Source organism: Methylobacterium sp. Leaf118 (assembly GCF_920984675.1).
GTDB lineage: Bacteria > Pseudomonadota > Alphaproteobacteria > Rhizobiales > Beijerinckiaceae > Methylobacterium.
Map to the genome: position 1 here is coordinate 1 of NZ_CAKLBV010000008.1, position 23876 is coordinate 23876.

The 23876-nt window shown below is 70.9% G+C and carries 26 protein-coding genes; 13 read left to right on the plus strand and 13 right to left on the minus strand.

What is annotated here, in order from left to right; all coding sequences use genetic code 11:
- Positions 1–183 precede the first annotated feature (183 nt).
- The 5 genes from bchO (at position 184) to LW587_RS05385 (ending at position 4715) form a co-directional block, all read left to right on the plus strand.
- Complete coding sequence (bchO, locus tag LW587_RS05365; protein ID WP_232628565.1) at positions 184–1074, plus strand: alpha/beta fold hydrolase BchO; 891 nt, start codon at positions 184–186, stop codon at positions 1072–1074.
- A gap of 44 nt (positions 1075–1118) precedes the next feature.
- The gene (locus LW587_RS05370) at positions 1119–2645 is read left to right on the plus strand and encodes a phytoene desaturase (protein WP_232628566.1); all 1527 of its coding nucleotides are present in this window, start codon (positions 1119–1121) and stop codon (positions 2643–2645) included.
- Positions 2626–3690, plus strand: coding sequence for a phytoene/squalene synthase family protein (locus LW587_RS05375; RefSeq protein ID WP_232628567.1), 1065 nt, complete (start codon positions 2626–2628; stop codon positions 3688–3690). The genes LW587_RS05370 and LW587_RS05375 overlap by 20 nt, the downstream gene beginning before the upstream one ends.
- Complete coding sequence (locus tag LW587_RS05380; protein ID WP_232628568.1) at positions 3687–3827, plus strand: hypothetical protein; 141 nt, start codon at positions 3687–3689, stop codon at positions 3825–3827. The genes LW587_RS05375 and LW587_RS05380 overlap by 4 nt, the downstream gene beginning before the upstream one ends.
- Positions 3828–4187: 360 nt before the next feature.
- Positions 4188–4715, plus strand: a complete 528-nt coding sequence (locus tag LW587_RS05385; RefSeq protein ID WP_232628569.1) for a flavin reductase — start codon at positions 4188–4190, stop codon at positions 4713–4715.
- On the opposite strand, the gene LW587_RS05390 is transcribed toward LW587_RS05385, so the two are convergent.
- Entirely contained in the window at positions 4699–6057 is a 1359-nt protein-coding gene (locus tag LW587_RS05390; protein WP_232628570.1) for an 8-oxoguanine deaminase, read from the minus strand. The two genes, LW587_RS05385 and LW587_RS05390, sit on opposite strands and share 17 nt — an antisense overlap.
- A 224-nt stretch (positions 6058–6281) precedes the next feature.
- Here LW587_RS05390 and LW587_RS05395 point away from each other — a divergent pair, with 224 nt between their 5' ends.
- Together LW587_RS05395 and LW587_RS05400 are read left to right on the plus strand one after the other, a co-directional pair.
- A complete protein-coding gene (locus LW587_RS05395; protein WP_232628571.1) occupies positions 6282–6932 on the plus strand; it encodes a hypothetical protein in 651 nt (216 codons plus the stop codon).
- A gap of 138 nt (positions 6933–7070) precedes the next feature.
- Entirely contained in the window at positions 7071–7946 is an 876-nt protein-coding gene (locus LW587_RS05400) for a 4-(cytidine 5'-diphospho)-2-C-methyl-D-erythritol kinase (protein ID WP_232628572.1), read from the plus strand.
- Positions 7947–8058: 112 nt separating this feature from the next.
- Here the strand turns inward: LW587_RS05400 and LW587_RS05405 are convergent, their stop codons facing one another.
- From LW587_RS05405 to LW587_RS05420, 4 genes are all read right to left on the minus strand, one after another.
- Positions 8059–8235 (minus strand): hypothetical protein, encoded by a 177-nt coding sequence (locus LW587_RS05405; RefSeq protein WP_232628573.1) that lies wholly within the window; start codon positions 8233–8235, stop codon positions 8059–8061.
- 257 nt (positions 8236–8492) lie between these two features.
- On the minus strand, positions 8493–8981 hold the full coding sequence (locus LW587_RS05410) for a hypothetical protein (protein WP_232628574.1): 489 nt from the start codon (positions 8979–8981) through the stop codon (positions 8493–8495).
- The gene (locus LW587_RS05415; RefSeq protein WP_232628661.1) at positions 8968–9324 is read right to left on the minus strand and encodes a rod-binding protein; all 357 of its coding nucleotides are present in this window, start codon (positions 9322–9324) and stop codon (positions 8968–8970) included. Before LW587_RS05415 ends, LW587_RS05410 begins: the two co-directional genes overlap by 14 nt.
- Before the next feature lie 28 nt (positions 9325–9352).
- Entirely contained in the window at positions 9353–10477 is a 1125-nt protein-coding gene (locus LW587_RS05420) for a flagellar basal body P-ring protein FlgI (RefSeq protein ID WP_232628575.1), read from the minus strand.
- Positions 10478–10713: 236 nt separating this feature from the next.
- On the opposite strand from LW587_RS05420, the gene LW587_RS05425 reads away from it, so the two are divergent.
- Both LW587_RS05425 and LW587_RS05430 read left to right on the plus strand, forming a co-directional pair.
- The gene (locus tag LW587_RS05425) at positions 10714–11148 is read left to right on the plus strand and encodes a flagellar assembly protein FliX (protein ID WP_232628576.1); all 435 of its coding nucleotides are present in this window, start codon (positions 10714–10716) and stop codon (positions 11146–11148) included.
- 157 nt (positions 11149–11305) lie between these two features.
- Positions 11306–11650 carry an SWIB/MDM2 domain-containing protein gene (locus LW587_RS05430; protein WP_232628577.1) on the plus strand — a complete coding sequence of 115 codons (345 nt, stop codon included), beginning with the start codon at positions 11306–11308 and terminating at the stop codon, positions 11648–11650.
- 40 nt (positions 11651–11690) lie between these two features.
- Here LW587_RS05430 and LW587_RS05435 read toward each other — a convergent pair whose 3' ends face one another.
- From LW587_RS05435 to clpS, 5 genes are all read right to left on the minus strand, one after another.
- Positions 11691–12482 (minus strand): SDR family NAD(P)-dependent oxidoreductase, encoded by a 792-nt coding sequence (locus LW587_RS05435; protein WP_232628578.1) that lies wholly within the window; start codon positions 12480–12482, stop codon positions 11691–11693.
- A 68-nt stretch (positions 12483–12550) separates the two neighbouring features.
- On the minus strand, positions 12551–13933 hold the full coding sequence (locus tag LW587_RS05440) for an MFS transporter (protein ID WP_232628579.1): 1383 nt from the start codon (positions 13931–13933) through the stop codon (positions 12551–12553).
- Between the two features lie 73 nt (positions 13934–14006).
- A complete protein-coding gene (locus LW587_RS05445) occupies positions 14007–14282 on the minus strand; it encodes a hypothetical protein (RefSeq protein WP_232628580.1) in 276 nt (91 codons plus the stop codon).
- Positions 14283–14419: 137 nt separating this feature from the next.
- Complete coding sequence (clpA, locus tag LW587_RS05450; protein WP_232628581.1) at positions 14420–16924, minus strand: ATP-dependent Clp protease ATP-binding subunit ClpA; 2505 nt, start codon at positions 16922–16924, stop codon at positions 14420–14422.
- 22 nt (positions 16925–16946) lie between these two features.
- Positions 16947–17345 (minus strand): ATP-dependent Clp protease adapter ClpS, encoded by a 399-nt coding sequence (gene clpS / locus LW587_RS05455; protein ID WP_232628582.1) that lies wholly within the window; start codon positions 17343–17345, stop codon positions 16947–16949.
- A 252-nt stretch (positions 17346–17597) separates the two neighbouring features.
- Here clpS and LW587_RS05460 point away from each other — a divergent pair, with 252 nt between their 5' ends.
- The 3 genes from LW587_RS05460 (at position 17598) to LW587_RS05470 (ending at position 20123) form a co-directional block, all read left to right on the plus strand.
- The gene (locus LW587_RS05460; RefSeq protein ID WP_232628583.1) at positions 17598–17867 is read left to right on the plus strand and encodes a hypothetical protein; all 270 of its coding nucleotides are present in this window, start codon (positions 17598–17600) and stop codon (positions 17865–17867) included.
- 132 nt (positions 17868–17999) lie between these two features.
- On the plus strand, positions 18000–18212 hold the full coding sequence (locus tag LW587_RS05465; RefSeq protein ID WP_232628584.1) for an HVO_A0114 family putative DNA-binding protein: 213 nt from the start codon (positions 18000–18002) through the stop codon (positions 18210–18212).
- 417 nt (positions 18213–18629) lie between these two features.
- A complete protein-coding gene (locus LW587_RS05470) occupies positions 18630–20123 on the plus strand; it encodes a serine hydrolase (RefSeq protein WP_232628585.1) in 1494 nt (497 codons plus the stop codon).
- 179 nt (positions 20124–20302) lie between these two features.
- Here LW587_RS05470 and LW587_RS05475 read toward each other — a convergent pair whose 3' ends face one another.
- Positions 20303–20998 carry a J domain-containing protein gene (locus LW587_RS05475; protein ID WP_232628586.1) on the minus strand — a complete coding sequence of 232 codons (696 nt, stop codon included), beginning with the start codon at positions 20996–20998 and terminating at the stop codon, positions 20303–20305.
- Positions 20999–21055: 57 nt separating this feature from the next.
- Positions 21056–22252 (minus strand): S1C family serine protease, encoded by a 1197-nt coding sequence (locus tag LW587_RS05480; RefSeq protein ID WP_232628587.1) that lies wholly within the window; start codon positions 22250–22252, stop codon positions 21056–21058.
- Positions 22253–22677: 425 nt separating this feature from the next.
- Here LW587_RS05480 and LW587_RS05485 point away from each other — a divergent pair, with 425 nt between their 5' ends.
- Positions 22678–22893, plus strand: a complete 216-nt coding sequence (locus tag LW587_RS05485; protein ID WP_232628588.1) for a hypothetical protein — start codon at positions 22678–22680, stop codon at positions 22891–22893.
- 4 nt (positions 22894–22897) lie between these two features.
- Here the strand turns inward: LW587_RS05485 and LW587_RS05490 are convergent, their stop codons facing one another.
- On the minus strand, positions 22898–23827 hold the full coding sequence (locus LW587_RS05490) for a DUF817 domain-containing protein (RefSeq protein ID WP_232628589.1): 930 nt from the start codon (positions 23825–23827) through the stop codon (positions 22898–22900).
- Positions 23828–23876: the final 49 nt, after the last annotated feature.

The window sequence follows — 23876 nt, forward strand, 5'->3', positions numbered from 1 at the left end:
GGCCGGCCGGACCCTGCGCCACCACGGGCTGCCGACGCTGGTGATCGACACCGGCGCCCGCCCCGACGGGGCGCGGGCCCTCGCCGAGGCGGCACAGGCGCGCTACTGTCCCCTGCCTCGGGCGGATGCGGGCAGTCTCAGCGCCGCCGTGCGCGCCGCGACCGCATGACGGCGGGAGCCTTCTTGCCCATCCTCAACGATGACCGCCCGGACTGGGAACGCGACGGCCGCGACTGGCCGCACCGGGAGGCCAGCCGCTTCGTCGAAGCCGCGGGCCTGCGCTGGCACATCCAGGAATTCGGCGCGCCGGAGAAGCCCGGCCTCCTGCTGCTGCACGGCACCGGGGCGGCGACGCATTCCTGGCGCGGCCTCGCGCCGCAGCTGGCAGGCCAGTTCCGGGTCGTCGCACCGGATCTGCCCGGGCACGGCTTCACCGATCCGCTGCCGCCCCGCCGCCTGTCGCTGCCCGGCATGGCCGACGCGGTCACCGGACTGGCACAGCATCTCGGGCTCAATCCGACGGTCGCGGTCGGGCACTCGGCCGGGGCGGCGATCCTCGCGCGGATGTGCCTCGACCGACGCATCGCGCCGGGCCTGCTCGTGGCGCTCAACGGCGCCCTGACGCCGTTCCCCGGGGCCGCCAGCTTCCTGTTCCCCAGCCTCGCGCGGGTCCTGTTCCTCAACCCGGTCACCCCCCGGATCTTCGCCTGGAGCGCCGATCGTCCGGCGGTGCGCCGTCTCATCGACGGGACCGGCTCGCGCCTCGACGCGCAGGGGCTCGACCTCTACCGTCGCCTGTTCTGCCGCACCGGCCACGTCTCGGGCGCGCTCGGCATGATGGCGAACTGGGACCTCCCGGCGCTGGACCGCGACTTGTCGCGGCTCGACACCCGCACGCTCCTCATCGTCGGCGGTGCCGACAAGGCGATTCGCCCCGACACCGCCTTCGTGCTCCGCGACCGGCTGCCGAACGCCCGGCTCGAGCTGCTGCGCGGCCTCGGCCATCTCGCCCACGAGGAGGCCCCGGAGCGGGTCGCGGAGATCATCCAGGCCGAGGCCGCTGCGATCGCGTGAAACGCCCCTTGCGTCGGCGGATTGTCCGGGGATAGTGTCAAGTTATGTTGACACTCGCCGTCAAGCCGACTGACGTGACCGGGCCGGATCGCCGGCCCCACGCGGTCGTGATCGGGTCCGGTTTCGGCGGGCTGGCGGCGGCGGTGCGCCTCGGGGCGCGGGGCTACCGGGTCACGGTGCTGGAGCGGCTCGATCAACCGGGCGGGCGCGCCCGAGTGCATCGGCAGGATGGCTTCACCTTCGATGCCGGGCCGACCATCGTCACCGCGCCGTTCCTGTTCGAGGAGCTGTGGCGCTTGTGCGGGCGGGAGATGGCCGAGGACGTGGCCCTCGTGCCGATGCGCCCGTTCTACCGCATCCGCTTCAGCGACGGGACGAGCTTCGCCTACAGCGACGATCGCGCCGCCATGCGGGCGGAGGTCGCCCGCTTCTCGCCCGAGGATGTCGACGGGTACGAGCGCTTCATGGCCCATAGCGAGGCCGTGTGCCGGGTCGGCTTCGAGGAACTCGGCCACGTCCCGTTCGACCGGTTCGGGCGGATGCTGCGCATCGCGCCCGACCTGTTGCGGCTCTCGGGCCATCGCAGCGTCTACGACGTGGTGGCCCGCTTCATCCGCGACGAGCGCCTGCGCACGATCTTCAGCTTTCATCCACTGCTCATCGGCGGCAACCCGTTCCGGGCGAGCGGCATCTACTGCCTGATCGCCCATCTGGAGCGGCGCTGGGGCGTCCATTTCGCCATGGGCGGCACGGGCCGCCTGGTCGAGGGGCTCGTCGGGTTGATCCGCGGGCAGGGCGGCACGGTCCGCTGCGGAGCCGACGTCGCGCGCATCCGCGTCGAAGGCGGGGCTGCGACCGGGGTGGAGCTTGCCGGCGGCGAGACGATCCCGGCCGCGATCGTGGTCTCGAACGCCGATTCGGCCTTCACCTACCAGACGCTGCTCAGCGGACAGACCCGCCGCTGGAGCGCGCGCAAGCTCGCCCGCACCTCGTCGTCGATGGGTCTGTTCGTCTGGTATTTCGGTACGAGCCGGAAATATCCGCAGGTCGACCATCACACGATCCTGATGGGGCCGCGCTACCGCGAGCTGCTCGGCGACATCTTCGACCGCAAGGTGCTGGCCGAGGATTTCAGCCTCTACCTGCACCGCCCGAGCGCGACCGATCCGCTGCTCGCCCCGCCGGGCTGCGATGCCTTCTACGTGCTCGCGCCGGTGCCCAATCTCGCCGGCGGCCAGGACTGGTCGCGTCTCGCCGAGCCCTATCGCCGGGCCATCGAACGCTCCCTCGAAGCGAGCGTGATGCCCGGCCTGTCGGAGGCGGTCGTCACCTCGCGGGTGACGACGCCGCAGGATTTCTCCGACGACTTCCTGAGCTTCCGCGGTTCCGGCTTCGGCCTGGAACCGGTGCTGACGCAATCCGCGTGGTTCCGTCCGCACAACCGCTCGGAAGACATCGCCAACCTCTTCCTCGTCGGAGCCGGGACCCATCCCGGCGCCGGCCTTCCGGGCGTGCTCTCCTCCGCGCGCGTCCTCGATGCCGTGGTGCCGGATGCGCGCGTTCCCGCCTGACCTTTTCCCGACCTCCGCCGAGGATCACGCCGCCTGCCGGGCGGCGATCCGGGCCGGCTCGAAGAGCTTCTTCGCAGCCTCCCTGCTGTTGCCCCCTGCGGTGCGGCGGCCGGCCTACGGGCTCTACGCCTTCTGCCGGCTGTCCGACGACGCCGTGGACGAGACCCGGGGCGACCGGGCCGCGGCGGTCGACGCGTTGCAGCGCCGTCTGACCCTGGCCTGCGCCGGAACCCCGAGGTCCCATCCCGCCGACCGGGCGCTGGCCGAGGTGCTCTCGGTCCATGCCATTCCCGAGGCGCTGCCGCGCGCCCTGCTCGAAGGGCTCGCCTGGGACGCGACCGGCCGGCGCTACGCGAGCCTGTCGGAGCTGACGGCCTATGCCGCCCGGGTCGCCGGGGGGGTCGGGGCGATGATGAGCCTCGTCATGGGGGTGCGCGACCCGGTCGCCCTCGCCCGCGCCTGCGACCTCGGCGTCGCGATGCAGTTCACCAACATCGCCCGCGACGTCGGCGAGGATGCCCGGGCCGGGCGCCTCTATCTGCCCCTCGACTGGCTCGAGGAAGCCGGCATCGACCCGGACGCCTTCCTGCGGGACCCGCGCCCGAGCCCCGGCCTTCGCCGGGTCGTGGCCCGGCTGCTGGCCGCGGCCGAGCGCCTCTATCAGCGCTCGGAGGCCGGGATCGCCCTGCTGCCCGCGAAGTGTCGCCCGGCGATCCGGGCCGCACGTCTGATCTATGCCGAGATCGGCCGCGCCGTGGAGGCGAACGGTCTCGATTCGGTCGGGTCCCGTGCCCGGGTCACCGGCGGCCGAAAGGCGGTGCTGCTCGCGGGCGCGGTCTGGCCCGTCGGGTCGCCGGCCGCAGCCGCGGCACCGCCCCTGCCCGAGACCGCCTATCTCGTCGAGGCGGTGGCCCGCCATCCGGCGCCGCAGCCGATGCACGGCCTCCCGCCGTGGTGGGACATCTCGGGTCAGGCGGTGCGGGTGCTCGATCTGATCGAGGCGCTGGAGCAGCGCGACGCCTTCCGCCGCTCGACCGCTTCGTGAGCGATCACGGTTTCGCCGCCCTCGATATCGGTCTCGCCTTCGGGCTCGTGCTCGGCCTGGCGATCTGGCAGCTCGTGCGGGTGAAACGCTCGATCCGCCGCGACCGCGAGGAGGCGCGCCGTCCGCCCAAACCATGATCGCCGCGACCGCTCTCGAAGTGCTGCTGATCGGGTTGGCCGTGTGGCAACTCGTCAGACTGCGCCGGAGCATCCGGGCCGACCGGGAGAGGGCCGCGCGGGATCGGGACGGGGCCGACGACGCGTAGGCCAACGCTCCGATGAGACGGGGCGAGGCGCGGACGGGAGAAGGAATCTGCTCCGCCCGCACACGGACGCCTTGGGCGACCCGGTGCGGCGCATCCGCCCCGTCGGAGACGATTCTTCCCCTTCGCGTCGCCCGGCCTTGCCTCGAAGAGCGGCGGGGGCCACAGGATCGCCGATGCGGCACGCCCCTTCTGCGGGCCTCTCGCCCGACCCACCGGCACAGAGGCGTCGTTCATGCCCACCTCCGACCCCGCGCTCACCGCTCCGGCCTACCGCGAGGCGATGACGCGGGTCGCGAGCGCGGTGCATCTCGTCACCACGGATGGGCCCGGCGGTCGGGCCGGCTTCACCGCGACGGCGGTCTGCAGCGTCAGCGACGCGCCGCCGACGCTGCTGGTCTGCCTCAACCGCTCCGGCTCCGCCTATCCGGCCTTCCGGGACAATGACGGCCTGTGCGTGAACACGCTGTCCGCCGAGCACGCGCCGCTCGCCGAGGCGTTCGGCGGCGGGCTGCCGCCGGGGGAGCGCTTCGCCGCCGCGCGCTGGGAGCGCCTCGTCACCGGGGCTCCGGTGCTGCCCGGGGCGCTCGCCGCCTTCGACTGCCGGATCGTCGGCCGGAACCGGGCCGGCACCCACGAGGTGCTGATCTGCGAGGTTCTCGCCCTGACCCGGGCCGAGCCGGCCGACGGCCTGCTCTATGCCGGGCGACGCTACCGGGTCCTGCCGGAGCAAGACGCGGAAGCGCTCAGCCGAACAGCGTGAGGGCGAGGCGCGAGTGCTCCTCGCGCAGGCGCCCCGTATCGACGCCCGACGGCGCCCCGTCCACGACCCGCCAGCGCCCGGCCACCATCACCCGGTCGGCCCGGTGGGCGCCGCACAGCACGAGGGCGGCGAGCGGGTCGTGCGCGCCGGAGAAGCGCAGTTCCTCGAGGGTGAAGAGGGCGAAATCGGCCTCCCGGCCCGGCGCGATCCGGCCGATATCGTCGCGGCCGAGGCAGGCGGCGGATCCCTCCGTCGCCCAGCGCAGGGCATCGCGGTGGGTCACCGCCTCGGCGCCGTAGGTCAGGCGGTTCACCATCAGCGCGTGGCGCACGCCCTCCATCAGGTTGGAGGAATCGTTCGAGGACGCGCCGTCGACGCCGAGGCCGACCGGGCTGCCCGCCGCCTCCAGCTCGCAGGTCCGGCAGGCGCCCGAGGCCAGCACCATGTTCGAGGTCGGGCAGTGGCACACGCCGACGCCCGCCGCGCCGAGCCGGCGCACCTCGTCGTCGTTGAAGTGAATGCCGTGGGCGAGCCAGGTCCGCCGGTTCAGCCAGCCGACCTCCTCAAGATAATCCACCGGCCGCTGGCCGAACAAAGCGAGGCAATAGGCGTCCTCGTCGCGGGTCTCGCCGAGATGGGTGTGGAGCGGGCAATCGTGCGCCTCAGCGAGCCGGGCGCTCTCGCGCATCAGCCGCTTCGTCACCGCGAAGGGCGAGCAGGGGGCGAGCCCGATCTGCACCATGGCCCCGGGCGCCGAATCGTGGAACAGGCGCAGCACCCGCTCGCTGTCCTCCAGGATCACGTCGTCGTCCTGAACCAGGCTCGCGGGCGGCAGGCCTCCCTCCTTCTCCGACAGGCTCATGGAGCCGCGGGTGACGACGGCGCGGATGCCGAGGGCCCGGGCCTCCTCGACCTGGATGTCCACCGCCCGCTCAAGACCCTTCGGGTAGAGGTAATGGTGGTCGGCGGCCGTGGTGCAGCCGGACATCAGGAGCTCGGTGTAGGCGAGCCGGGTGGCGAGGCGGAAGGCCTCCGGATCGAGCCGGGGCCACAGGCCGTAGAGCGCCTTGAGCCAGGGGAAGAGGGGCTTGTCGAGGGCGGCCGGATGGGCCCGGGTGAGGGTCTGGAAGAAGTGGTGATGCGTGTTGACGAGGCCCGGGATCACGACGTGGCGGCCGGCCGCGAAGGTCTCGTCCACGGGCACCGACGGCGCTCCGCCCGCGGGGACGAGTTCGGCGATGCGGCTGCCCTCGACCACCACGCCACCGCCCGCGCCCTCGGCGAGGATCGCGAGCGGATCGCGGATCCACAGGCGAGGGGCCGAGCTGTCATCCGCGCGCATCACGCCTCCGGGACGGTTTCCACGCTCCGGGCCTACTGGATGCCGGGTCATCGGTCGACCGTGCCGGGCGAGGGGCGAGGCGGGCGCCTGGACCCAAGCCGTCTTTCGTATGGACGGGGCAGCGGGGTAGGGTTAATTTTTGGTTTCGTGTCGCGGCGTGACCTTGGGCCCGATGGCGGGCGCGTGGACGGGCGTCGTCCTTCCCAATCGACAGGGCCCGTTCCATGACCATCCGCCGGCGCCTTCCGCTTCTCCTCGCCCTCCTGCTGACCGGCGGACCGGGGCTCGCACAGGAACCGTCCGGCGGGAGCTGGACCGATCCCCCGGCGCGCGCGGTGCCCGAGACACCCGCGCCGAAGCCGGCCGAGACGCGCGCGGCGGCCCCCGAACCTCCCCGCACCGAACCCGCGACGCGCCGGGCGGAGGCGAAGGCGCGCCGCCCGGTCGAGGCCCGACGCGAAACCAGCCGCCGCGAGGCCATCCGCCGGGCCGCGCGCCGGGCCACGATCGAACGCCAGGCCGAGGCCTCCCGACCGGCCCCGCGTCCGAGCCGCCTCGTCGAACGCAGGATCTCGCCGCGCGCGGTGGTGCGCGAGCGGGTGGCGAGCCCGCGTCCCCGCTTCCGCGGACCGGTCTACGGATACGCCGATCCGGAGCCGATGGCCTTCCCCCGCTACGGTCGCGTCTATGCCGCGGATCCGATGGGCGCACCGCCCGAAGCCTGGCACGAGGCCGCCGATGAGTTTCGCGCCCGCCGCATCGCCCGGGCACGGGCGGCGGGCTACCTCGTCATGCGCACGCGCAGCTACGCTTTTCCGGACGGAACGGTGGTGCGCCGCTACGCGCCGCTCGACGGCTTCGAGGCCGAGGATTGAGGCCGGGCGAACACGGCTTGCCGCGCGGAGCCGGCCCTCCTAGAGGATCGCCCGGGTCTCCTGTCCGGGACGGTGCCCGGCGCTCGGGCACAGGCCCGAGGGGATGAATCCACCCGTGAGCGAAGGTTTGCGAGCCCCTTGTCCCGCCTCTCCACCCGCGCTCCGGCCAAGATCAACCTGACCCTGCACGTCCTCGGGCGGCGTCCGGACGACGGCTACCATGTGCTGGAAAGCCTCGTCGCCTTCGCGGGCGTCGCCGACACGCTCGCACTCGATCCGGGCGGCGACCTGTCGCTGGCGGTGTCGGGCCCGACCGCGGGGCCGGCGGGGCCCTTGGACGACAATCTGGTGCTGCGCGCCGCCCGGCACCTCGCCGCCTCCGTTCCGGGGTTGAAGACGGGGGCATTCCACCTCGACAAGTGCCTGCCGGTGGCCGCCGGGATCGGCGGCGGCTCCTCGGATGCCGCGGCCGGCCTGCGCCTGCTCGCCGAGGCCAACGCCCTGCCCCTTGACCATCCGGCCGTCGTCGCCGCGGCCCGCGCGACGGGGGCGGACGTGCCGGTCTGCCTCGATCCGCGGGCGCGAATGATGCGGGGCGCCGGGGAGAGCCTCGGCCCGCCGCTCGGGCTCGCCCCGCTGCCGGCCCTGCTGGTCAATCCGGCCGTGCCGGTCGCCACCTCGCCGGTCTTCAAGGCTCTCGGCCTCGCCGTCGGGCAGCGGCTGCACGGCGCCGACCACCCCCCGGTCGCGGAGGGCCTGTCGGCGGATGAGATCCTCGGGGTGATCGCGCCGGCTCGCAACGATCTGGAGCCGCCCGCGCTGACGGTGGCCCCGATCATCGGCGAGGCGCTGACACTCCTGCGCGCTCAGGCGGGTTGTCGCCTCGCCCGGATGTCCGGCTCAGGAGCGACCGTGTTCGCCCTCTTCGGAGACGACGGGCAGGCCGAGGCGGCGGCGCGCGTTCTCCGCGCCGCCCGGCCGGGCTGGTGGGTCGAGCCGACCCGGCTGGCGTGAGGTCAGGCCCTAAAGCCGTGCCCCATCCCGGTGAACCGTGAGCACGGCGCCCGGTCTCGGTGTTGTCGCGCTCTGTCGAGCCGAACCGGCCTCCATTTCGGCGGAGAGCGCGTTAGTGATCCGTGCCCGGCCGGTTCGGTCGGGGCGCCTCGCCATGAACCTGGGTGAAGCTGGAACGCTGCGGATCGCCTTTCGACTGCGCGACCCGGCCCCGCTGCCAGATGGCGAAGCCCGCGACCGCCACGATGGTGAAGATCGCGAGCAGCGGTATGAGCACGTCGTTCGACACGGCCGTTTCCTCCGATGATGGTGTTCGGTGGCAAGCGGTCGCGTAAACGAAAGTTCCGGCTCGTTTTGTCTCAGGCCAGGCCGCGGCTGATCAGAACTCCGTGCCTGACCCGGCCGGTTTTTCTTGCCGGCATCGACCGACGTGGTCAGTCGAGCCTTGGGCTTTGTCGCGGATATCGTATCTGAGGCGATTCTCTAAGCTCCTGTGTCGCATCGGCATTTTCCGAGAACCGGCGCCCCGGTCTCGGACCGGCGCGCTTACAGACTTCGCGAAAACACCAGCGGACCGCTGCCGGAACTGCGTCCGTAGGGCGACGGGGCATGCGACGGACGGCCATAGACCAGGGGGGTGCGGGCCTTGCCGATCTCGTCGGCGAGCGCCTTGATGAGGCCCTCCGAGACCGTGCGGGCGGTCGCCAGCACCTGCTGGTTGGTCTCGACGATGGCGGCGAAGCGCTTCTGCGCGGCTTTGAGGGCCTCCAGCCCCTCCGGGGCGAAGCGGGCCAGGGCGATGGCGTTGGCCTTCGCCGCCTCCAGCCCGGTCATGTAGGCGGCGGCGAGGTCCGCCTTGCCGGCGGCGCCCTGCATCGCCTCGGCGATGCGCCCGGCGCGCACGCCCTCGCTCTCGCGGGCGAGCACGGTTTCCAACGCCCCCATGGCGGCAAGCAGATCCCGCACGAAGGCCTTCGCCGCGGCGGGATCGGCGAGACGGATCGGCCCCTGACTCTTCGCGTTATCGGCCGCCACGACCCGCCTCCTGCATCCGCATCATCTCGGAAAACACCTGGTTGCTGATGCCGACGCCGCCGCTTTTCATGATGGCACCGGCATATTCCTTGGTCAGCATCGAGCGCCACACGCCGCCGCCGGAGCCGTTCTCGCCGAGGGGCCCCTCGGTGCCGTCGCTCTTCGTCATCCGCTCCAGGCTGTCCTCGAGGAACATCTTCTCGAACTCGTCGGCGGTCTTGCGGGCCTTGGCGGTGGATTTCGACGTATCCATCGTGTCGGTGTCGGTCTTCGACAGCGATTGCAGAAGGTTCTTGCCGACGCCGGCGGCAGCCGAGGCGGCAAAGGTCGCGAGGGGCAGCATCACGGTCGTCTCCGATCTCTGGGAGAAATCACATCAGCTCGATATCGGCCTGGAGCGCCCCGGCCGTCTTGATCGCTTGGAGGATCGAGATCAGGTCGCGGGGGCCGACGCCGAGGGCGTTGAGGCCGTCGACGAGTTCGCGCAGGGTCACGCCCTCCTTCACGAGCGCCAGCTTGTTGCCGTCGCCGGTGTCGACCTTCACGCCGGTGCGCGGGACCACCACGGTCTGGCCGTTGGAGAGCGGGCTGGGCTGGCTCACCATCGGCTGCTCGGTGATCGTCACCGTGAGGTTGCCCTGGGCGATGGCCACCGTGGACACCCGCACGTCGCGGCCCATCACGATGATGCCGGAGCGCTCGTCCACGACGACGCGGGCGGTCTGGTCGGGCTCGACCTTCAGCTGCTCCACCTCGGTGATGAGGCGGATCATGTTGCCGCGGTATTTCGGCGGGATCTGCAGGGTGATGGTGGCCGGATCGATCGGCTCGGCGGTGTCGGCGCCCATGAAGTCGTTGATCGCGGCGGCGATCCGCTTCGAGGTGGTGAAGTCCGGGTTGCGCAGCGACAGGCGCAGGGAGCGCGCCTCGTTGAGCTTGAACGCCATCTCGCGCTCGATCAGGGCCCCGTTGGCGATGCGCCCGTTGGTCGGCACGCCGCGGGTGATCTTGGCGGCCTCGCCTTCGGCCGCGAAGCCCGCGATGGCCACGGAGCCCTGCGCCAGGGCGTAGACCTCGCCGTCGGCGCCGAGCAGGGGCGTGACGAGGAGCGTGCCGCCCTGGAGCGACTTGGCGTCGCCGAGGGAGGAGACGGTCACGTCGATATGCGTGCCCTGGGTCGCGAAGGGGGGGAGGTTCGCCGTCACCATCACGGCGGCGAGGTTCTGCGTGCGCATGGTGGCGCCGCGGGTGTTGACCCCGAGCCGCTCCAGCATCGCCTGGAGCGACTGCTTGGTGAAGGGGATGTTGTTGAGCGTGTCGCCGGTGCCGTTGAGGCCGACCACGATGCCGTAGCCGACGAGCTGGTTCGAGCGCACGCCCTCGATCGAGGCGAGGTCCTTGACCCGCGACAGGGCGGCGGCCGGGCCCGGGATCGCCAGGATCAGGCAGGCGAACACCGCGGCGAGGCGGAGGGGCAGGCGGGTGGGGAAGGGCATCGGCGTGTCCGGGACCGGCTCGGCGTCTTGCACCGGACGGACCCGTTGCGAGCCCCATGCCAAGCGGCCGAGAAACGTAAGTCACTGTCGTAGAGATGGTTTTTTCGGGGAGGCGATGGCCGGCGCGAGCCGGATGCCGGGCCGGTTCCTGCCGGGCCGGCAGGTTCTGCCGGGTCGTTTACCGGTGCTTAACCATACCGGCCGATCCTCCGGCTTCGCCGAGGATGCGGGAGCCCATGCGCATCGATCCACGTTTCGCCGCCGCCGCCGCTGGCTCGACCACCGGTCGGCGCCGCGGCACCGCCCCGGGCGCCTTCTCCGCGGAGGGCGCCGCGCCGCAGCGCGCCTCCACCGCGGGCACGGCCCAGACCGGCATGCTCGCAGGCCTCGACTCCCTCCTCGCGCTCCAGGGGCAGGACCGCGCCGACACGCCCGCCGAGCGCCGCCGCCGCTCCGTGCAGCGCGGGCACGATCTGCTCGACGGGCTCGACCGCCTGAAGGCCGCCCTGGTCGGCGGGCGGGTCGCCAGCGGGGACCTCAGGGCCATTGCCGGGCGCCTTGCCGAGCGGATGCCGGAGAGCGGCGACCCGCGCCTCGACGCCCTCGTCGCGGAGATCGAGTTGCGCGCGGCGGTCGAACTCGCCAAGCTCGACGCCGCACGGGCCGCCTGAACGGCGCGAAATGTGCTCGTCAGCTGTGGATGGTCACCGAATGGTGCTCTTCTCCACTTGGAACGGGCGCGTCACCGCTTAGTTGTTGCTCCTCAGCGCCCCGGAACCCCCGGGCACGCGGCAGATTTGCTGACGGACCGTAGAACGGAGGGAAGCCATGGCCACCAAGACGACGGAGAAGAAGGCCTCCGCCCCCAAGAAGACCACCGAGAAGACGGCCGAGAAGGCCACCGCGACCAAGGCCGCCTCCGGCGCGAAGCCGAACGCCCTCCAGCAGCCGCTGAAGCCGTCGGCCGACCTCGCGGCCATCGTCGGCGACAAGCCGCTGCCACGCGGCGAAGTGGTCAGCAAGGTGTGGGAGCACATCAAGAAGCACAATCTCCAGAACCCGGAGAACAAGCGCGAAATCGTTGCCGACGAGAAGCTCAAGAAGATCTTCGGCAAGGACAAGTGCTCGATGTTCGAGATGAACAAGCACCTCGCCGCCCACCTGAAGAGCTGATGCCGTTCGGGCCGGCCAAGCCGGCCCGCGGCGCCCTCCGTCAGACGATGCTGCGCAGCACGCCCCCATCGACCCTCAGGGCCGCGCCCGTCGTGGCACTGGCGGCGGGCGTGCAGAGATAGGCGACCATACTGGCGACCTCTTCCGGTCGAGCCAGGCGCTTCAGGAGCGAGGTCGGCCGGTTCTCGGCGATGAAGGCGCGGCCCTTGGCGTCGAGGTCGCCCTCGCCCCCGCCCATGGATTCCAGAAAATCGGCGACGCCTTCGGTGAGGGTCGGCCCCGGTAACACGCTGTTGACCGTCACGCCGCTGCCGCCGACCGTCTCGGCCAGCCCGCGGGACACGGCGAGCTGCGCCGTCTTCGTCATGCCGTAATGGACCATCTCCACGGGAATGTTGACCCCGGATTCGCTGGCGATGAAGACGATCCGCCCCCAGCCGCGCTCGACCATGCCGGGACCGTAGGCGCGGGCGAGGCGAATGCCGCTCATCACGTTGACCTCGAAGAACCGGCGCCATTCCGTGTCCGGGATCTCGAAGAACGGCTTCGGCTCGAAGATGCCGGCATTGTTGATCAGGATGTCGACCGTCGGCAGGGCGGCGACCAGATCCGCCGCGCCCTCTTCCGTGCCGACATCGCCGATGCCAGCGATGAATTCGGCGCCCGGCACCTCCTGGCGCAGCCGCGCGATGGCCGCGTTCACCCGCTCGCCCGTGCGCCCGTTGATCGCGACCGAAGCCCCGAGGCCGCCGAGCGCCGCGGCGATCGCGTAGCCGATGCCGCCGGTGGAGCCGGTGACGAGGGCGCTGCGCCCCTTCAGATCGATATCCATGGTCGTCCCGTCGTGCTGTTGCCGCCTCGCCCGGACAACGCGCCAATCCGCCTTCGGGTGCGAGGCGCTCAGGCCCGCGTCCGGCGCAGGCCACTCGCGGCCGCGCCGACGAAGGCCAGCGCCCCGGCGGTCCACAGGATCGGTCCCAGGGCCCCGGCCGGGCCGCCCGCGGAGAGGCCGAACAACACGGCCACCAGAGCCGCCCCGAGGGATTGGCCGACGAGCCGGGCGCTCGACTGCATCCCGCTGGCGCTGCCGGTCCGGTCCCGCGGCGCGCTCGTGACGATGATCTTGTTGTTGGGCGATTGGAACAGCCCGAAGCCCAACCCCGAAAGGGTCAGACGCCAGGCGATGTCGAGATGCGACGGCGCGGGCGGCAGGAGGGCCAGGGCAGCGATGCCGGCGGCCAGCAGGAGAAGGCCGAGGGCGCCGAGGAGGCCCGGCGGGTAGCGGTCGGCGAGCCGCCCCGACAGGGGCGCGGCGACCGCGATGGCGAGGGGCCAGGGCGTCATCAGGAGGCCCGTCTGCGCCACCGTCAGGCCGAGCCCGTCGTGGAAGTAGAAGGGCAAGGCAATGTAGGCGGCCATCTGCGAGGAGAACGCGCAGACCGAGGCCACCATCGAGAGCGCGAAGGCCGGGATGCGCAGGAGATCGAGCGGCAGGAGCGGCCGGCTCCGGTTGATCTGGCTGCGCACGAAGACGGCCCCAACGAGCAAGGCCGCGCCGATCTCGGCCAGGGCCCGGCCATGCTTGGCCGGATCGGCGAGGTCGTCGATGCCGACGATCAGGAGGCCGAAGGTCAGGGCGTTGAGGGTGGCGCCGAGGATGTCGAACCGCCGCGCCGAACGGGGCGTGTCCGGCAGGGTGCGCGAGCCGACCGCCAGGGCCGCGAGGCCGACCGGCAGGTTGACGAGGAACAGCCACGGCCACTCCGCAACCGAGAGGATCGCAGCGCCGAGCGTTGGCCCGGCGGCGGAGGCCACCGCGATGACGAGGGCGACGTTGCCGACGCCCCGTCCGATCAGGCGCAGCGGGTAAATGAAGCGCACCAGCGCCGTGTTGACGCTCATGATCCCGGCGGCGCCAAGGCCCTGCGCCACCCGCGCGGCGACGAGTGTCGGCAGGTCGGGCGCGACCGCACAGGCGAGGGAGGCGACCGTGAACAGGGCCAGCCCGGCGAGGTAGACCCGCCGATAGCCCAGACTCTCGCCGAGGGCGGCCAGGGGCAGCAGCGTGGCGGTGACGGCGATCTGGTAGGCGTTGACGACGAAGATGGCGTCGGCGGGCGACACGGAGAGGTCGCGGGCGATCACCGGCAGCGCCACGTTGACGATGGCCCCGTCGAGCACCGCCATGGTCATGGCGAGGGCGACGGCGACGAAGGCCAGGACGCGGTCCCGCGGCGGCAGCCCGTCCGGCAGGGTGGTCCCGGCCCGCGGCCCGTCGGTCATCGGCGGATCGGGCCCTGCCCGACGCCGCGCCGCGGCCTCGGGATGAGGCCGAAGGGATCGGGCGTGGCCCGTCTCACATCTTCTTCTCGAGAGCCGCCTTGACCTGCATCAGCTGGTCCCAGACCACGCCGGGGCTGGTCCCCATGGCGTCGAGACCGGCCGTGACGGCCCAGTAGAGGCCGAACAGGATCACCGGCACGAGGATCCAGCCCAAAATCTCCTCGCCCCGATGACGCGACCGGCGGCGGCGGCGGCGCTGTTCGCGGGCCGAGAGCGGCTTCGGCTTGGCCGGCGGGGAGGGCGGCGTCGCGACCGGCCTGAGGGGCTCCTCCTGCGCGTCGCTCGTCATCGATCCCCCATCTCTACTCGCCGCGTCGGCCCGACAGGCCCGCGACGCCGCTCATATCCGCAAGGCGGCGCGGGAACGCAACCCGCCCCGGCCGCCAAGCCGCGCCCGATTCAGCAAAATCGGGCGCGGGTCAGGGATCAGACCTTGAGCGGCACCTTCGGCACGGTGCGGACGCTGCCGCCACCCGACGACCCGCCGGACGGACCGCCATCGCCCTTGCCGCTCTTCTTGCGCGGGGCCGAGCGGGGCTTCGAGCGCTTGTGGCGCTTGGCGGCGTTGGTGACGTCCTTCTCGGGCTTGGGCGTGACCGGCCCGGCCGGGAACTCGAAGCCGAGGGAGCCCTTGCCCTTCGCCGGCTCCTTCGCGGCCTTGCCGTCCTCGTCCTCCGCCGGCTTCAGCACGACCTTGACGGCACCGCCGTCCTTCAGGCGGCCGAACAGAACCTCGTCGGCGAGCGGCGTCTTGATCGTGGACTGGATCAGGCGGGCCATGGGCCGGGCGCCCATCGCGTCGTCGTAGCCGTTCTCCACGAGCCAGTCGCGGGCCTCGTCCGAGAGCTCGATCGTGACGTTGCGGTCGGCGAGCTGGGCCTCGAGCTGGAGGACGAACTTGTCGACCACCTTGGCGACGACCTCCTTGGGCAAGTGGCCAAAGGAAATGATCGCATCGAGGCGGTTGCGGAATTCTGGGGCGAACAGCCGGTTGATCGCCTCGACATCGTCGCCCGTGCGCTTCGACTGCGTAAAGCCGTAGGCCGACTTCGCGAGGTCGGAGGCGCCCGCATTCGACGTCATGATGATGATGACGTTGCGGAAATCGACCTGCTTGCCGTTGTGGTCGGTCAGCTTGCCGTGGTCCATGACCTGCAACAGGATGTTGAACAGGTCCGGATGCGCCTTCTCGATCTCGTCGAGCAGGAGCACGCAATGCGGATGCTGGTCGATCCCGTCGGTCAGAAGACCGCCCTGGTCGAAGCCGACATAGCCGGGCGGCGCACCGATCAGGCGCGAGACCGTGTGGCGCTCCATGTATTCCGACATGTCGAAGCGCAGCATCTCGACGCCGAGCGAGGCGGCGAGCTGCTTGGCGGCCTCGGTCTTGCCGACGCCGGTGGGGCCCGCGAACAGGTAGGAGCCGATCGGCTTGTCGGGATCGCGCAGGCCGGCCCGGGCCAGCTTGATCGCCGAGGTCAGCGCCTCGATCGCGTTCGACTGGCCGTAGACGACGCGCTTCAGGTTCTCGGTCAGGTTCTTGAGCACCACCGCGTCGTCCTTCGACACGGTCTTCGGCGGGATCCGGGCCATCGTGGCGATGGTCGCCTCGATCTCCTTGACCCCGATGGTGCGCTTGCGGCGCGCCTCCGGCACCAGCATCTGCGAGGCGCCGGTCTCGTCGATCACGTCGATCGCCTTGTCGGGCAGCTTGCGGTCGTTGATGTAACGCGCGGATAGCTCGACGGCGGCTTTGACTGCGTCGGTCGTGTACTTGAGCTTATGGAATTCTTCGAAATAGGGCTTCAGGCCCTTGAGGATCTCGATCGTGTCCGGGATCGACGGCTCGTTGACGTCGATCTTCTGGAACCGGCGCACCAGCGCCCGATCCTTCTCGAAGTACTGGCGGTACTCCTTGTAGGTGGTCGAGCCGATGCAGCGCAGGCTCCCGGAGGCAAGGGCCGGCTTGAGCAGGTTCGAGGCGTCCATCGCGCCGCCCGAGGTGGCGCCCGCACCGATCACGGTGTGGATCTCGTCGATGAACATGATCGCGTTGGGATGCGCCTCGATCTCCTTCATCACCTGCTTGAGGCGCTCCTCGAAATCGCCGCGATAGCGGGTTCCGGCGAGCAGCGTGCCCATGTCGAGGGAGAAGACGGTAGCGTCGGCCAGAACCTCCGGCACCTCGTGCTGGATGATCTTGCGGGCGAGGCCTTCGGCGATGGCGGTCTTGCCGACGCCGGGATCGCCGACCAGCAGCGGGTTGTTCTTCTGGCGGCGGCACAGCACCTGGATCGTGCGCTCGACCTCCGAATGGCGGCCGATCAGCGGATCGATCTTGCCGTCGCGCGCCTTCTTGTTGAGGTTGACGCAGTAGGCCTCCAGCGCGTCGCCCTTCTTCTTGGGCCGCGCCTCGCCGTCCTCGCCGCTCGGGCGTTCGACGGGACCCTCCTCGTCGGCGCCGCGCACGGGCTTGGGCTCGGAGGCGCCCGGGCGCTTGGCGATGCCGTGACTGATGTAGTTCACCGCATCGTAGCGCGTCATGTCCTGCTCCTGCAGGAAGTACGCGGCGTGGCTCTCGCGCTCGGCGAAGATCGCGACCAGCACGTTGGCGCCGGTCACCTCCTCGCGGCCCGAGGACTGGACATGGATCAAGGCGCGCTGGATGACGCGCTGGAAGCCGGCGGTGGGCTTGGCATCCTGGCGCCCGTCGCCGGTCAGGTTCGACAGCTCGGTGTCGACATACTCGACGAGATTGCGGCGCAGGGCGTCGAGCTCGACATTGCAGGCCCGCATCACCGCGGCGGCATCCTGATCGTCGACGAGGGCGAGCAGAAGATGCTCGAGGGTCGCGTATTCGTGGCGGCGCTCTCCGGCCAGGGCCAGGGCGCGGTGGAGGGCTTGCTCGAGGCTGCGTGAGAAGCTGGGCAATGCTCTGGCCTTCGCTGGATGCCTATTTCTTTTCCATAACGCACTGGAGGGGATGTTGGTGCTTGCGGGCGAAATCCATCACCTGCGTCACCTTCGTCTCCGCCACTTCGTAAGTGAACACGCCACACTCCCCCACCCCGTTGTGGTGGACGTGCATCATGATCTGGTAGGCGTCTTCCTTGCTCTTGTTGAAGAAGCGCTCGACCACATGCACGACGAATTCCATCGGCGTGTAGTCGTCGTTGAGCAGGAGCACGCGATACAGGCTCGGCCGTTTCGCCCGCGGCTTGGTGCGGGTGATGATCGCGGTGCCGGACCGGTCGTCGTCGCCCGGGCTACGGGGAGTCGAGGCTGCAACGACGGGCCGGAGCCCCCGCTCCGCCCGCGATGCCGCACCCTCCTGGATCGACGTAAGAGTCATCTGAATCGTAGCGACCTTCTTGGCGGTCTTTTCGTGCCCACCCCCGACGGGAGCGACGCCCTTGCGAGGCAATCTATAGGCCGGAAAACGAGTGCGCCAGTGAGGTGCGTGAAACTGTCCATCACGCGCGTAGCGCAGTTGACGAACGGGTTCTCGAGGACGTCGCGTGTCGTGGCTGTCGGCGCTTGACGACAACACCCCGTATGCGCGTCCGATGGAGTGAGAGCGGAGCGCGTCGTCCGTCGACGTGCGGTGTTCGGCGAGCGGGACTTTGCCGAGCGGGTGATGTGGCGCGTGCCGGTCCCGGTGCCGCCCACCTCCCACGGCTTCGAGGACCGGCCCGTCTCCATCGTGGATGGCGCGCGGGTGGTCGGCGTCGACAACGAGCGTGGCAAGGGCGACCATCGTCACGTCGGCGCGGACGAGTGGCCGTCTCGCTTCACGGAGATCGATCGCCGGCTCGGCGACTTCGTCGAGGCGGTGGAGGCCTGGAGGAGAGATTATGGCAAAGGCGACGACTGAGATCGAAATCGGTCGCGATCTGCGCGCTGCGGCCGGGGACGTCGCCGGGGCCTGAAGGCGGCGCAGGAGGGCCACGCGGTCGCGGGTGACGATCGAATCGTCTTCCGGGATTGGGCCGCACGCTATGCCGTCATGACCCCGAAGCGCTCCGAACTGCTGCGCCATCTCCGGCACACGCCCGCGGGCGGCGTGCGCGCGCTCGCCCGGGCTCTCGGCTGCGACGTACGGCGGTTGCATGAAAATGTGACGGCGCTCGCCGAACTCGGCCTCGTCCTACGCGGCGAGGACGGGCGCCTGTCGAGCGAGATCGATGCGATCACCTCGACCATCCTGATCGCGGCCTGAAGGCGACCGTCGCCGCGCCATCCGTGTCGCGATCACGAGGACGGTCCCCCGGCGCCTGCGCCACAACGATGACGCGGCTGAGGGACGACGGGGCGATCCCCAGGCGGAGAATGCCGGCCGCAAGCCTATGGAGAGGGATCAGGAGGACGGACGCCTGCTCGGCCAGAATGTTCGAGCGCCGCCTGCGCCAGCGGCGCATCTGGGCGATCGGCGATCCGCCAAAACTCCTTCACACCCGCTTAACCCCTGAGGCGAAACGACGATCTCCGTTCCATGTTGCACAGCATTAACGCCCGCGTAACCGCGTCGCGCCTAACCTGACATTCAGAGAGTGCGGAATGCGGCCAGTCCGGCCCTTCCGCGAACGACTGGTGCGAACCGGACCGTGCGTCCGGTGGTCGAGGCGAAGGTTTCGAGATGCGTCGCGTACAAGGCCGGACCACGGGGTCCCGTGCTGCCGCCGTCGTGCTCCTGACGGCGGGTGTCCTCACCGCGGCGGTGGCGCCGGCCGAGGCGCGCAAGCGCGGGGGGCACAAGCCCGCGGGGGGCGGCTACAACCCCCCCTTCGCCGCCATGGTCTACGACGTGAAGTCGGGCCGGACGCTGCACGCGGTCAACGAGGACGCCCTGCGCCATCCGGCCTCGATCACCAAGGTGATGACCCTCTACATGCTGTTCGAGCAGCTCGAAAAGGGTCGCTACGACCTCGATTCGGAGCTGTCGATCTCGGCCAACGCCGCCAAGCAGCCCCCGTCCAAATTGGGCGTGCGCCCCGGCTCGACCGTCACCGTCGAGGAGGCGATCAAGGCCCTCGTCACCAAGTCGGCCAACGACGTGGCCTGCGCCATCGGCGAGAACATCGCCGGCTCCGAGCCGCGCTTTGCCGAGATGATGACCCGCAAGGCCCGGTCGCTCGGGATGAGCCGCACCAACTACGCCAATGCCTCGGGTCTCCCCGACCCGGACCAGATCACCACCGCCCGCGACCTGACGATCCTGGCCCGCGCCATCCAGGACCGCTTCCCGCGCTACTACCGCTATTTCCAGACCCGCTCCTTCGCCTTCCGCGGCCGGACCATCGGCAACCACAACCGCCTGCTCGGGACCGTCGAGGGCGTGGACGGCATCAAGACCGGCTACACCCGCGATTCCGGCTTCAACCTGATGACCGCGGCCCGGCTCGGCGACCGGCAGATCGTGGCGATCGTGCTCGGCGGAAAATCCGGGGCGAGCCGCGACCGGATCATGGCCGACCTCGTCCGCTCCAGCCTGCCCCGGGCCTATGCCGGCGCCCGCCAGACCGCCCCGGTGACGGAGGTCGCCGAGCGCGGCCGCCCCGCCGTCATCGCCGAGGCCGGATCGCGCACCCGCACCGAGGTCGCCTCGGCCGAAGAGGATGATGTGGAGGTCACCTCCTCGACCTCGACCGGCCCGCTCGATATCCGCCCGGCGGCCGCCACGACGACGCCCGGCATGGTCCGCCGTCCCGGCGCCCAGGCGCTGCCCGGCGCCGCCCAGGCCTATGCCGGCTCCGCGGCCCAGGCGCCGTTCCCGAGTGCGGGCGGGGCGAAGTCGACGGCCCGGCTCCCCGCCGTCGAAGGCGTCGCCTCCCGCACCGAGGCCCCGCCGAAGGACGCTCGCGCCGAGGGCGCCCGGCCCGTCACGCCGACCCCCTGGGTGATCCAGCTCGGCGCCATGGACGACGAGGACAAGGCGCGGTCGATCCTCTCCGACGCCCGCAGCCGCACCGGCGCGCTGGCCAAGGCCGCCCCCTACACGGTGCGGGTGACCCATGGCGGCACCACCCTCTTCCGGGCCCGCTTCTCGGGCTTTACCGAGCAGGGCGCCGCGCAGGATGCCTGCGCCGCACTGAAGAAGAACGGCTTCACCTGCTTCGCGACCCGGAGCTGACCGCTTCCGCCACACGGATCCGGCCCTCGTTCAGGGCCGGGTGTCACGGCCTCCCCTCGTCCCGGCCGATGCCGTGACAGGGGCCGCTCTCCGCGATGCGGGGAGGGGCGACGCGCACGCGCGACCGGGCCGACCAATCCCAAACCCGACTGCCCTCGTCTGACAACGCGCGTGGAGTTCTAGCGATGTCGGTTCACAAGCCTGTCCCGCGCCGCGTTGACGCGCGCGGCCCCCTCGACGCTGCCGCCCTGATCGGGGTGAGCCCGCTTCATCAGCGACCGATGAGCCGCGCGGACCTCCTCCAGGGACGCCCCGCGCTGAAGCCCCAGGACCTGATAGGCCTCCTGCTCCGTCATCGCCCCTGGCTTCGCCGGGCGTCCCGGCCCCGGGTCCGCGTCGCGATCTCGGTCTATACGCCAGCCGGGCTGCCGGCGGTCGAGATACGCCTCTAGCAGGCGCGCGCCCTCCGGATCGCCCGCGGCGAGCAGCAGCGCCATCTCGGCCAGATCGGCCGGCGGAACCTCCGAAAGGCACCGGCCCGCATAGGCCCCGACGAACAGGCTGCCGTCGGCGGGCGTGCCGTCGGACAGGAGTTCGAGTTCGACCGAGGCCGTGCGCAGCCTTTGCGGCTGCGGCGCTCCCCGCAATCCCGGAATCCGGCGGAACACGCCGTCGCGCCCCTCGTGCAGCCAGACGCCGGCCAAGCCGACGACGCCCGCGAGCACGAAGCTGCCCCGCAGGGACAGCAGGAAGGCGGCCGCCAGGGCGGCATAGCCGGCGAGGCGGCGGGGGGTGAGCCCGAACGGCAGGCGCCCGCCGCGACGGCCGAGCCACCAGAACCCGATGAGCGCGAGGCAGCCGAGGGCGAGGAGCATGCTGCCTCATCGGCTGGTTCGGCCCGCGGGTAAAGCGGGTCTGGGGATCGTGCGTCGTTACAACCGCGTCTGCGCCACGTCCGCCGTCGTCACCCGCACGGTCCGGACCCGGCCATCGCGCTCGACCAGCAGGGTCACCGGCTTGTCGAGGCCGGCCTCCTCCACCACTGCGGTGAGGTCGGACAGGCGGTGGACCGGGCGCCCGTTGGCGCCGACGATGACGTCGCCGATGTCGCCGGTGCGGGCATCGATGCCGCGCAGGCCCGCCTGCGCCGCGGGCGAGCCCGGCAGCACGCGCACCACCACCACGCCGTCGATGCCGAGGCGCGCGGCCGTCGCCTCCTGGCCGGCGATGATGCCGATGCCGGGATTGCGCACGCGGCCGTTCTTGACGAGGTCCGGCACCACCCGGTTCACCACGTCGACCGGCACCGCGAAGCCGATGCCGGCGCTCGCGCCCGAGGGCGAATAGATCGCGGTGTTGACCCCGATCAGGCGTCCCGCGGAATCGAGCAGAGGTCCGCCGGAATTGCCCGGATTGATCGCGGCGTCCGTCTGGATCACCCCCGACAATTCGCGGCCCTCCTGGGTCGGCAGCCGGCGCTGGAGCGCGCTGATGACGCCGGTGGTCAGGGTGTGGTCGAGGCCGAACGGGTTGCCGATGGCGAAGGCCGCTTGGCCCACCTTCAGGTCGGCGCTGGTGCCGACGGCGAGCGGCGGGGGCATCTTGGCCACCCGTCCGAGCTGGAGCACGGCGAGATCGTAGCTCGGCGCCGTGCCGACGACGCGGGCGCTGACCACCTCGCCGGAGGAGAGCCGCACCGAGATCGTGCCGCCGCCCTTGGTCGCCGCCTCGACCACGTGGTTGTTGGTGACGACGTGCCCGGCTGCATCCCAGACGAAGCCGGTGCCGGTCTGGGAGCCGCCGCCCTGGCGCTGCTGGTCCTGCCCCTGGCCGGGCGCGCCGTAGCCTTGCCCATAGCCTTGCCCATTCCCTTGGCCGTACTCGTCCTCCGGCTCCATCAGGGCGCGCCCCTGGGCGGCGGCCTGGGCGAAGACATGCACCACGGAGGGGGAAGCCTGGGCGAACAGGTCGACGGTGGTCTTCTCCGCCGGCGCGAGATCGCCGCGGGCGGTGACCGCGCGAGGGCTGTCGGCCGCATAGAGGAAGGCCAGGATGTAGGGCTGCGCCACGAAGGCGATGAGCAGGCCCAGGGTCACCCCGAGGGCGATCCGCACGAAACGATCAGGCACCGGTTTCGGCCCTCGAGCCAGCACGACATCCGCCCGCCGCCGGGCTCGGCCTTAGCTGTGTCCGGTGTGGCGTCCCGTCAACGAATCCCCGCTTTCCAGAGGCCGGAGCGCTCGTGCGACAGCGCACCGTCGCCGGGAGACATCCCAGGTAACCAGTTAGTCACTGATTCACACGCAGTGTCGAACGACTGATGAAAAGGCATCGGTGGGCGGGCGTGATCCAATCCTTGGCCAAATCAAGGCAAGGTTCACGCGAGGAACTGCGACGAAACGGTGACCGTTTGGCCACGAGCACCCGATTTCATCGCAAAACTGCCCCAGAGATGCTTCGATCACACTGGAAGCTCTCCGCCCTCCGGCCCGCCGACCTTGTTCGTCGGGGCGGACTTCTGCGGACGGATACGGTTCGGAAGGAAGAACAAGAGATGGAAACCGAAGCTCTCGAACGACCGGCAGACCTCACCATCTGGCGCACCCTGCCGGCCTCGTCGCCGCTGGCGCAGCCCGAGCGTTACGGCACCTTGCGCGAAGCGCTCGCCGCCGCGCGCGGCGCCCTGCACGATCCGGCCCAGCAGCCCTGGATCATCACGGAGGAGGGCGAGATCCTCTCCCCGAACTGGATCCGCACCTACCTGAATTGATCGGCTACGGCGCGACGCGCAGCTTGCCCGCCTCCGGTGCCGGGGCGGCCTCCGGCACCGGCTCCGGCCGGTTGACCAGGGTGACGAGCACGTAGGACACGATCATCAGCAGGAACCACGAGCCGAGCTTGGCCGCCGAGACCGGCGACCAGCCGGCCGCCTGGTTCGGGTAGAGCCAGACCCGGGCGCCCGTGCCGATGTTCTCGGCGAACCAGATGAACAGCGAGACCAGCCCGAAGCCGAGGAGAAGCGGCATCGAGCGGTGCACGTGCCAGACCTTGAAGTGGACGACCGTGCGCCCGAACAGCAGCGCGATGGCCACGAACAGCACCCCGCGCAGGTCGGCCACGTAATGGTGGCTGAAGAAGTTGAGATAGATCGCGCCCGCCAGCGGCAGGGTGAGGGTCAGCGGCGGGTGCCGGGTGAACCGGAAATCGAACAGCCGCCACACGCGGGCGATGTAGGAGCCGACGCTGGCATACATGAAGCCGGTGAAGAGCGGCACGCCCGCGATCCGTAAAAGGCTCGCCTCCGGGTAGATCCACGAGCCGGCCGCGGTCTTGAACAGCTCCATCGCCGTCCCGACGAGATGGTAGAGCGCGATGACCTTCGCCTCCTCCCAGGTCTCCATGCCGAGGGCCAGGAGCGCGACCTGGATCGCGACGGCCGCCAGCGTCAGGAAGTCGTAGCGCGTCAGCGCCGCGTCCGTCGGATAGACCAGATAGGTTCCGATCAGGAGCGCGCAGATCAAGCCGGCGAACAGGCAGGCCCAGCCCTGCTTGATCCCGAAGCGCAAGAACTCGTAGGCGAAGGCCGCCAGCCGTCCCCGCGCCTGCGCCCGCGCGCCGAGCCGCTGCTCCGCCGCGACGAAACCCGCCAGGAACGGCCATGTCCGCGCCGCGCTCGGGCGCCTCCCTGCTCTCGAAATTCTCATGCCACGTCGCTCCGCGTGCGCCCGGTCACGCTTCGCCGGCCACCGGAAT

What these genes read in the sequence shown, in the direction of transcription:
- LW587_RS05370 (WP_232628566.1), top strand. Translation starts at nt 1,119, where the DNA reads ATGTTGACACTCGCCGTCAAGCCGACTGACGTGACCGGGCCGGATCGC.
- LW587_RS05375 (WP_232628567.1), top strand. Translation starts at nt 2,626, where the DNA reads ATGCGCGCGTTCCCGCCTGACCTTTTCCCGACCTCCGCCGAGGATCAC.
- LW587_RS05385 (WP_232628569.1), top strand. Translation starts at nt 4,188, where the DNA reads ATGCCCACCTCCGACCCCGCGCTCACCGCTCCGGCCTACCGCGAGGCG.
- LW587_RS05390 (WP_232628570.1), bottom strand. Translation starts at nt 6,057, where the DNA reads ATGCGCGCGGATGACAGCTCGGCCCCTCGCCTGTGGATCCGCGATCCG.
- LW587_RS05395 (WP_232628571.1), top strand. Translation starts at nt 6,282, where the DNA reads ATGACCATCCGCCGGCGCCTTCCGCTTCTCCTCGCCCTCCTGCTGACC.
- LW587_RS05415 (WP_232628661.1), bottom strand. Translation starts at nt 9,324, where the DNA reads ATGCTGCCCCTCGCGACCTTTGCCGCCTCGGCTGCCGCCGGCGTCGGC.
- LW587_RS05420 (WP_232628575.1), bottom strand. Translation starts at nt 10,477, where the DNA reads ATGCCCTTCCCCACCCGCCTGCCCCTCCGCCTCGCCGCGGTGTTCGCC.
- LW587_RS05425 (WP_232628576.1), top strand. Translation starts at nt 10,714, where the DNA reads ATGCGCATCGATCCACGTTTCGCCGCCGCCGCCGCTGGCTCGACCACC.
- LW587_RS05430 (WP_232628577.1), top strand. Translation starts at nt 11,306, where the DNA reads ATGGCCACCAAGACGACGGAGAAGAAGGCCTCCGCCCCCAAGAAGACC.
- LW587_RS05435 (WP_232628578.1), bottom strand. Translation starts at nt 12,482, where the DNA reads ATGGATATCGATCTGAAGGGGCGCAGCGCCCTCGTCACCGGCTCCACC.
- LW587_RS05440 (WP_232628579.1), bottom strand. Translation starts at nt 13,933, where the DNA reads ATGACCGACGGGCCGCGGGCCGGGACCACCCTGCCGGACGGGCTGCCG.
- LW587_RS05445 (WP_232628580.1), bottom strand. Translation starts at nt 14,282, where the DNA reads ATGACGAGCGACGCGCAGGAGGAGCCCCTCAGGCCGGTCGCGACGCCG.
- clpS (WP_232628582.1), bottom strand. Translation starts at nt 17,345, where the DNA reads ATGACTCTTACGTCGATCCAGGAGGGTGCGGCATCGCGGGCGGAGCGG.
- LW587_RS05465 (WP_232628584.1), top strand. Translation starts at nt 18,000, where the DNA reads ATGACCCCGAAGCGCTCCGAACTGCTGCGCCATCTCCGGCACACGCCC.
- LW587_RS05470 (WP_232628585.1), top strand. Translation starts at nt 18,630, where the DNA reads ATGCGTCGCGTACAAGGCCGGACCACGGGGTCCCGTGCTGCCGCCGTC.
- LW587_RS05475 (WP_232628586.1), bottom strand. Translation starts at nt 20,998, where the DNA reads ATGCTCCTCGCCCTCGGCTGCCTCGCGCTCATCGGGTTCTGGTGGCTC.
- LW587_RS05485 (WP_232628588.1), top strand. Translation starts at nt 22,678, where the DNA reads ATGGAAACCGAAGCTCTCGAACGACCGGCAGACCTCACCATCTGGCGC.
- LW587_RS05490 (WP_232628589.1), bottom strand. Translation starts at nt 23,827, where the DNA reads ATGAGAATTTCGAGAGCAGGGAGGCGCCCGAGCGCGGCGCGGACATGG.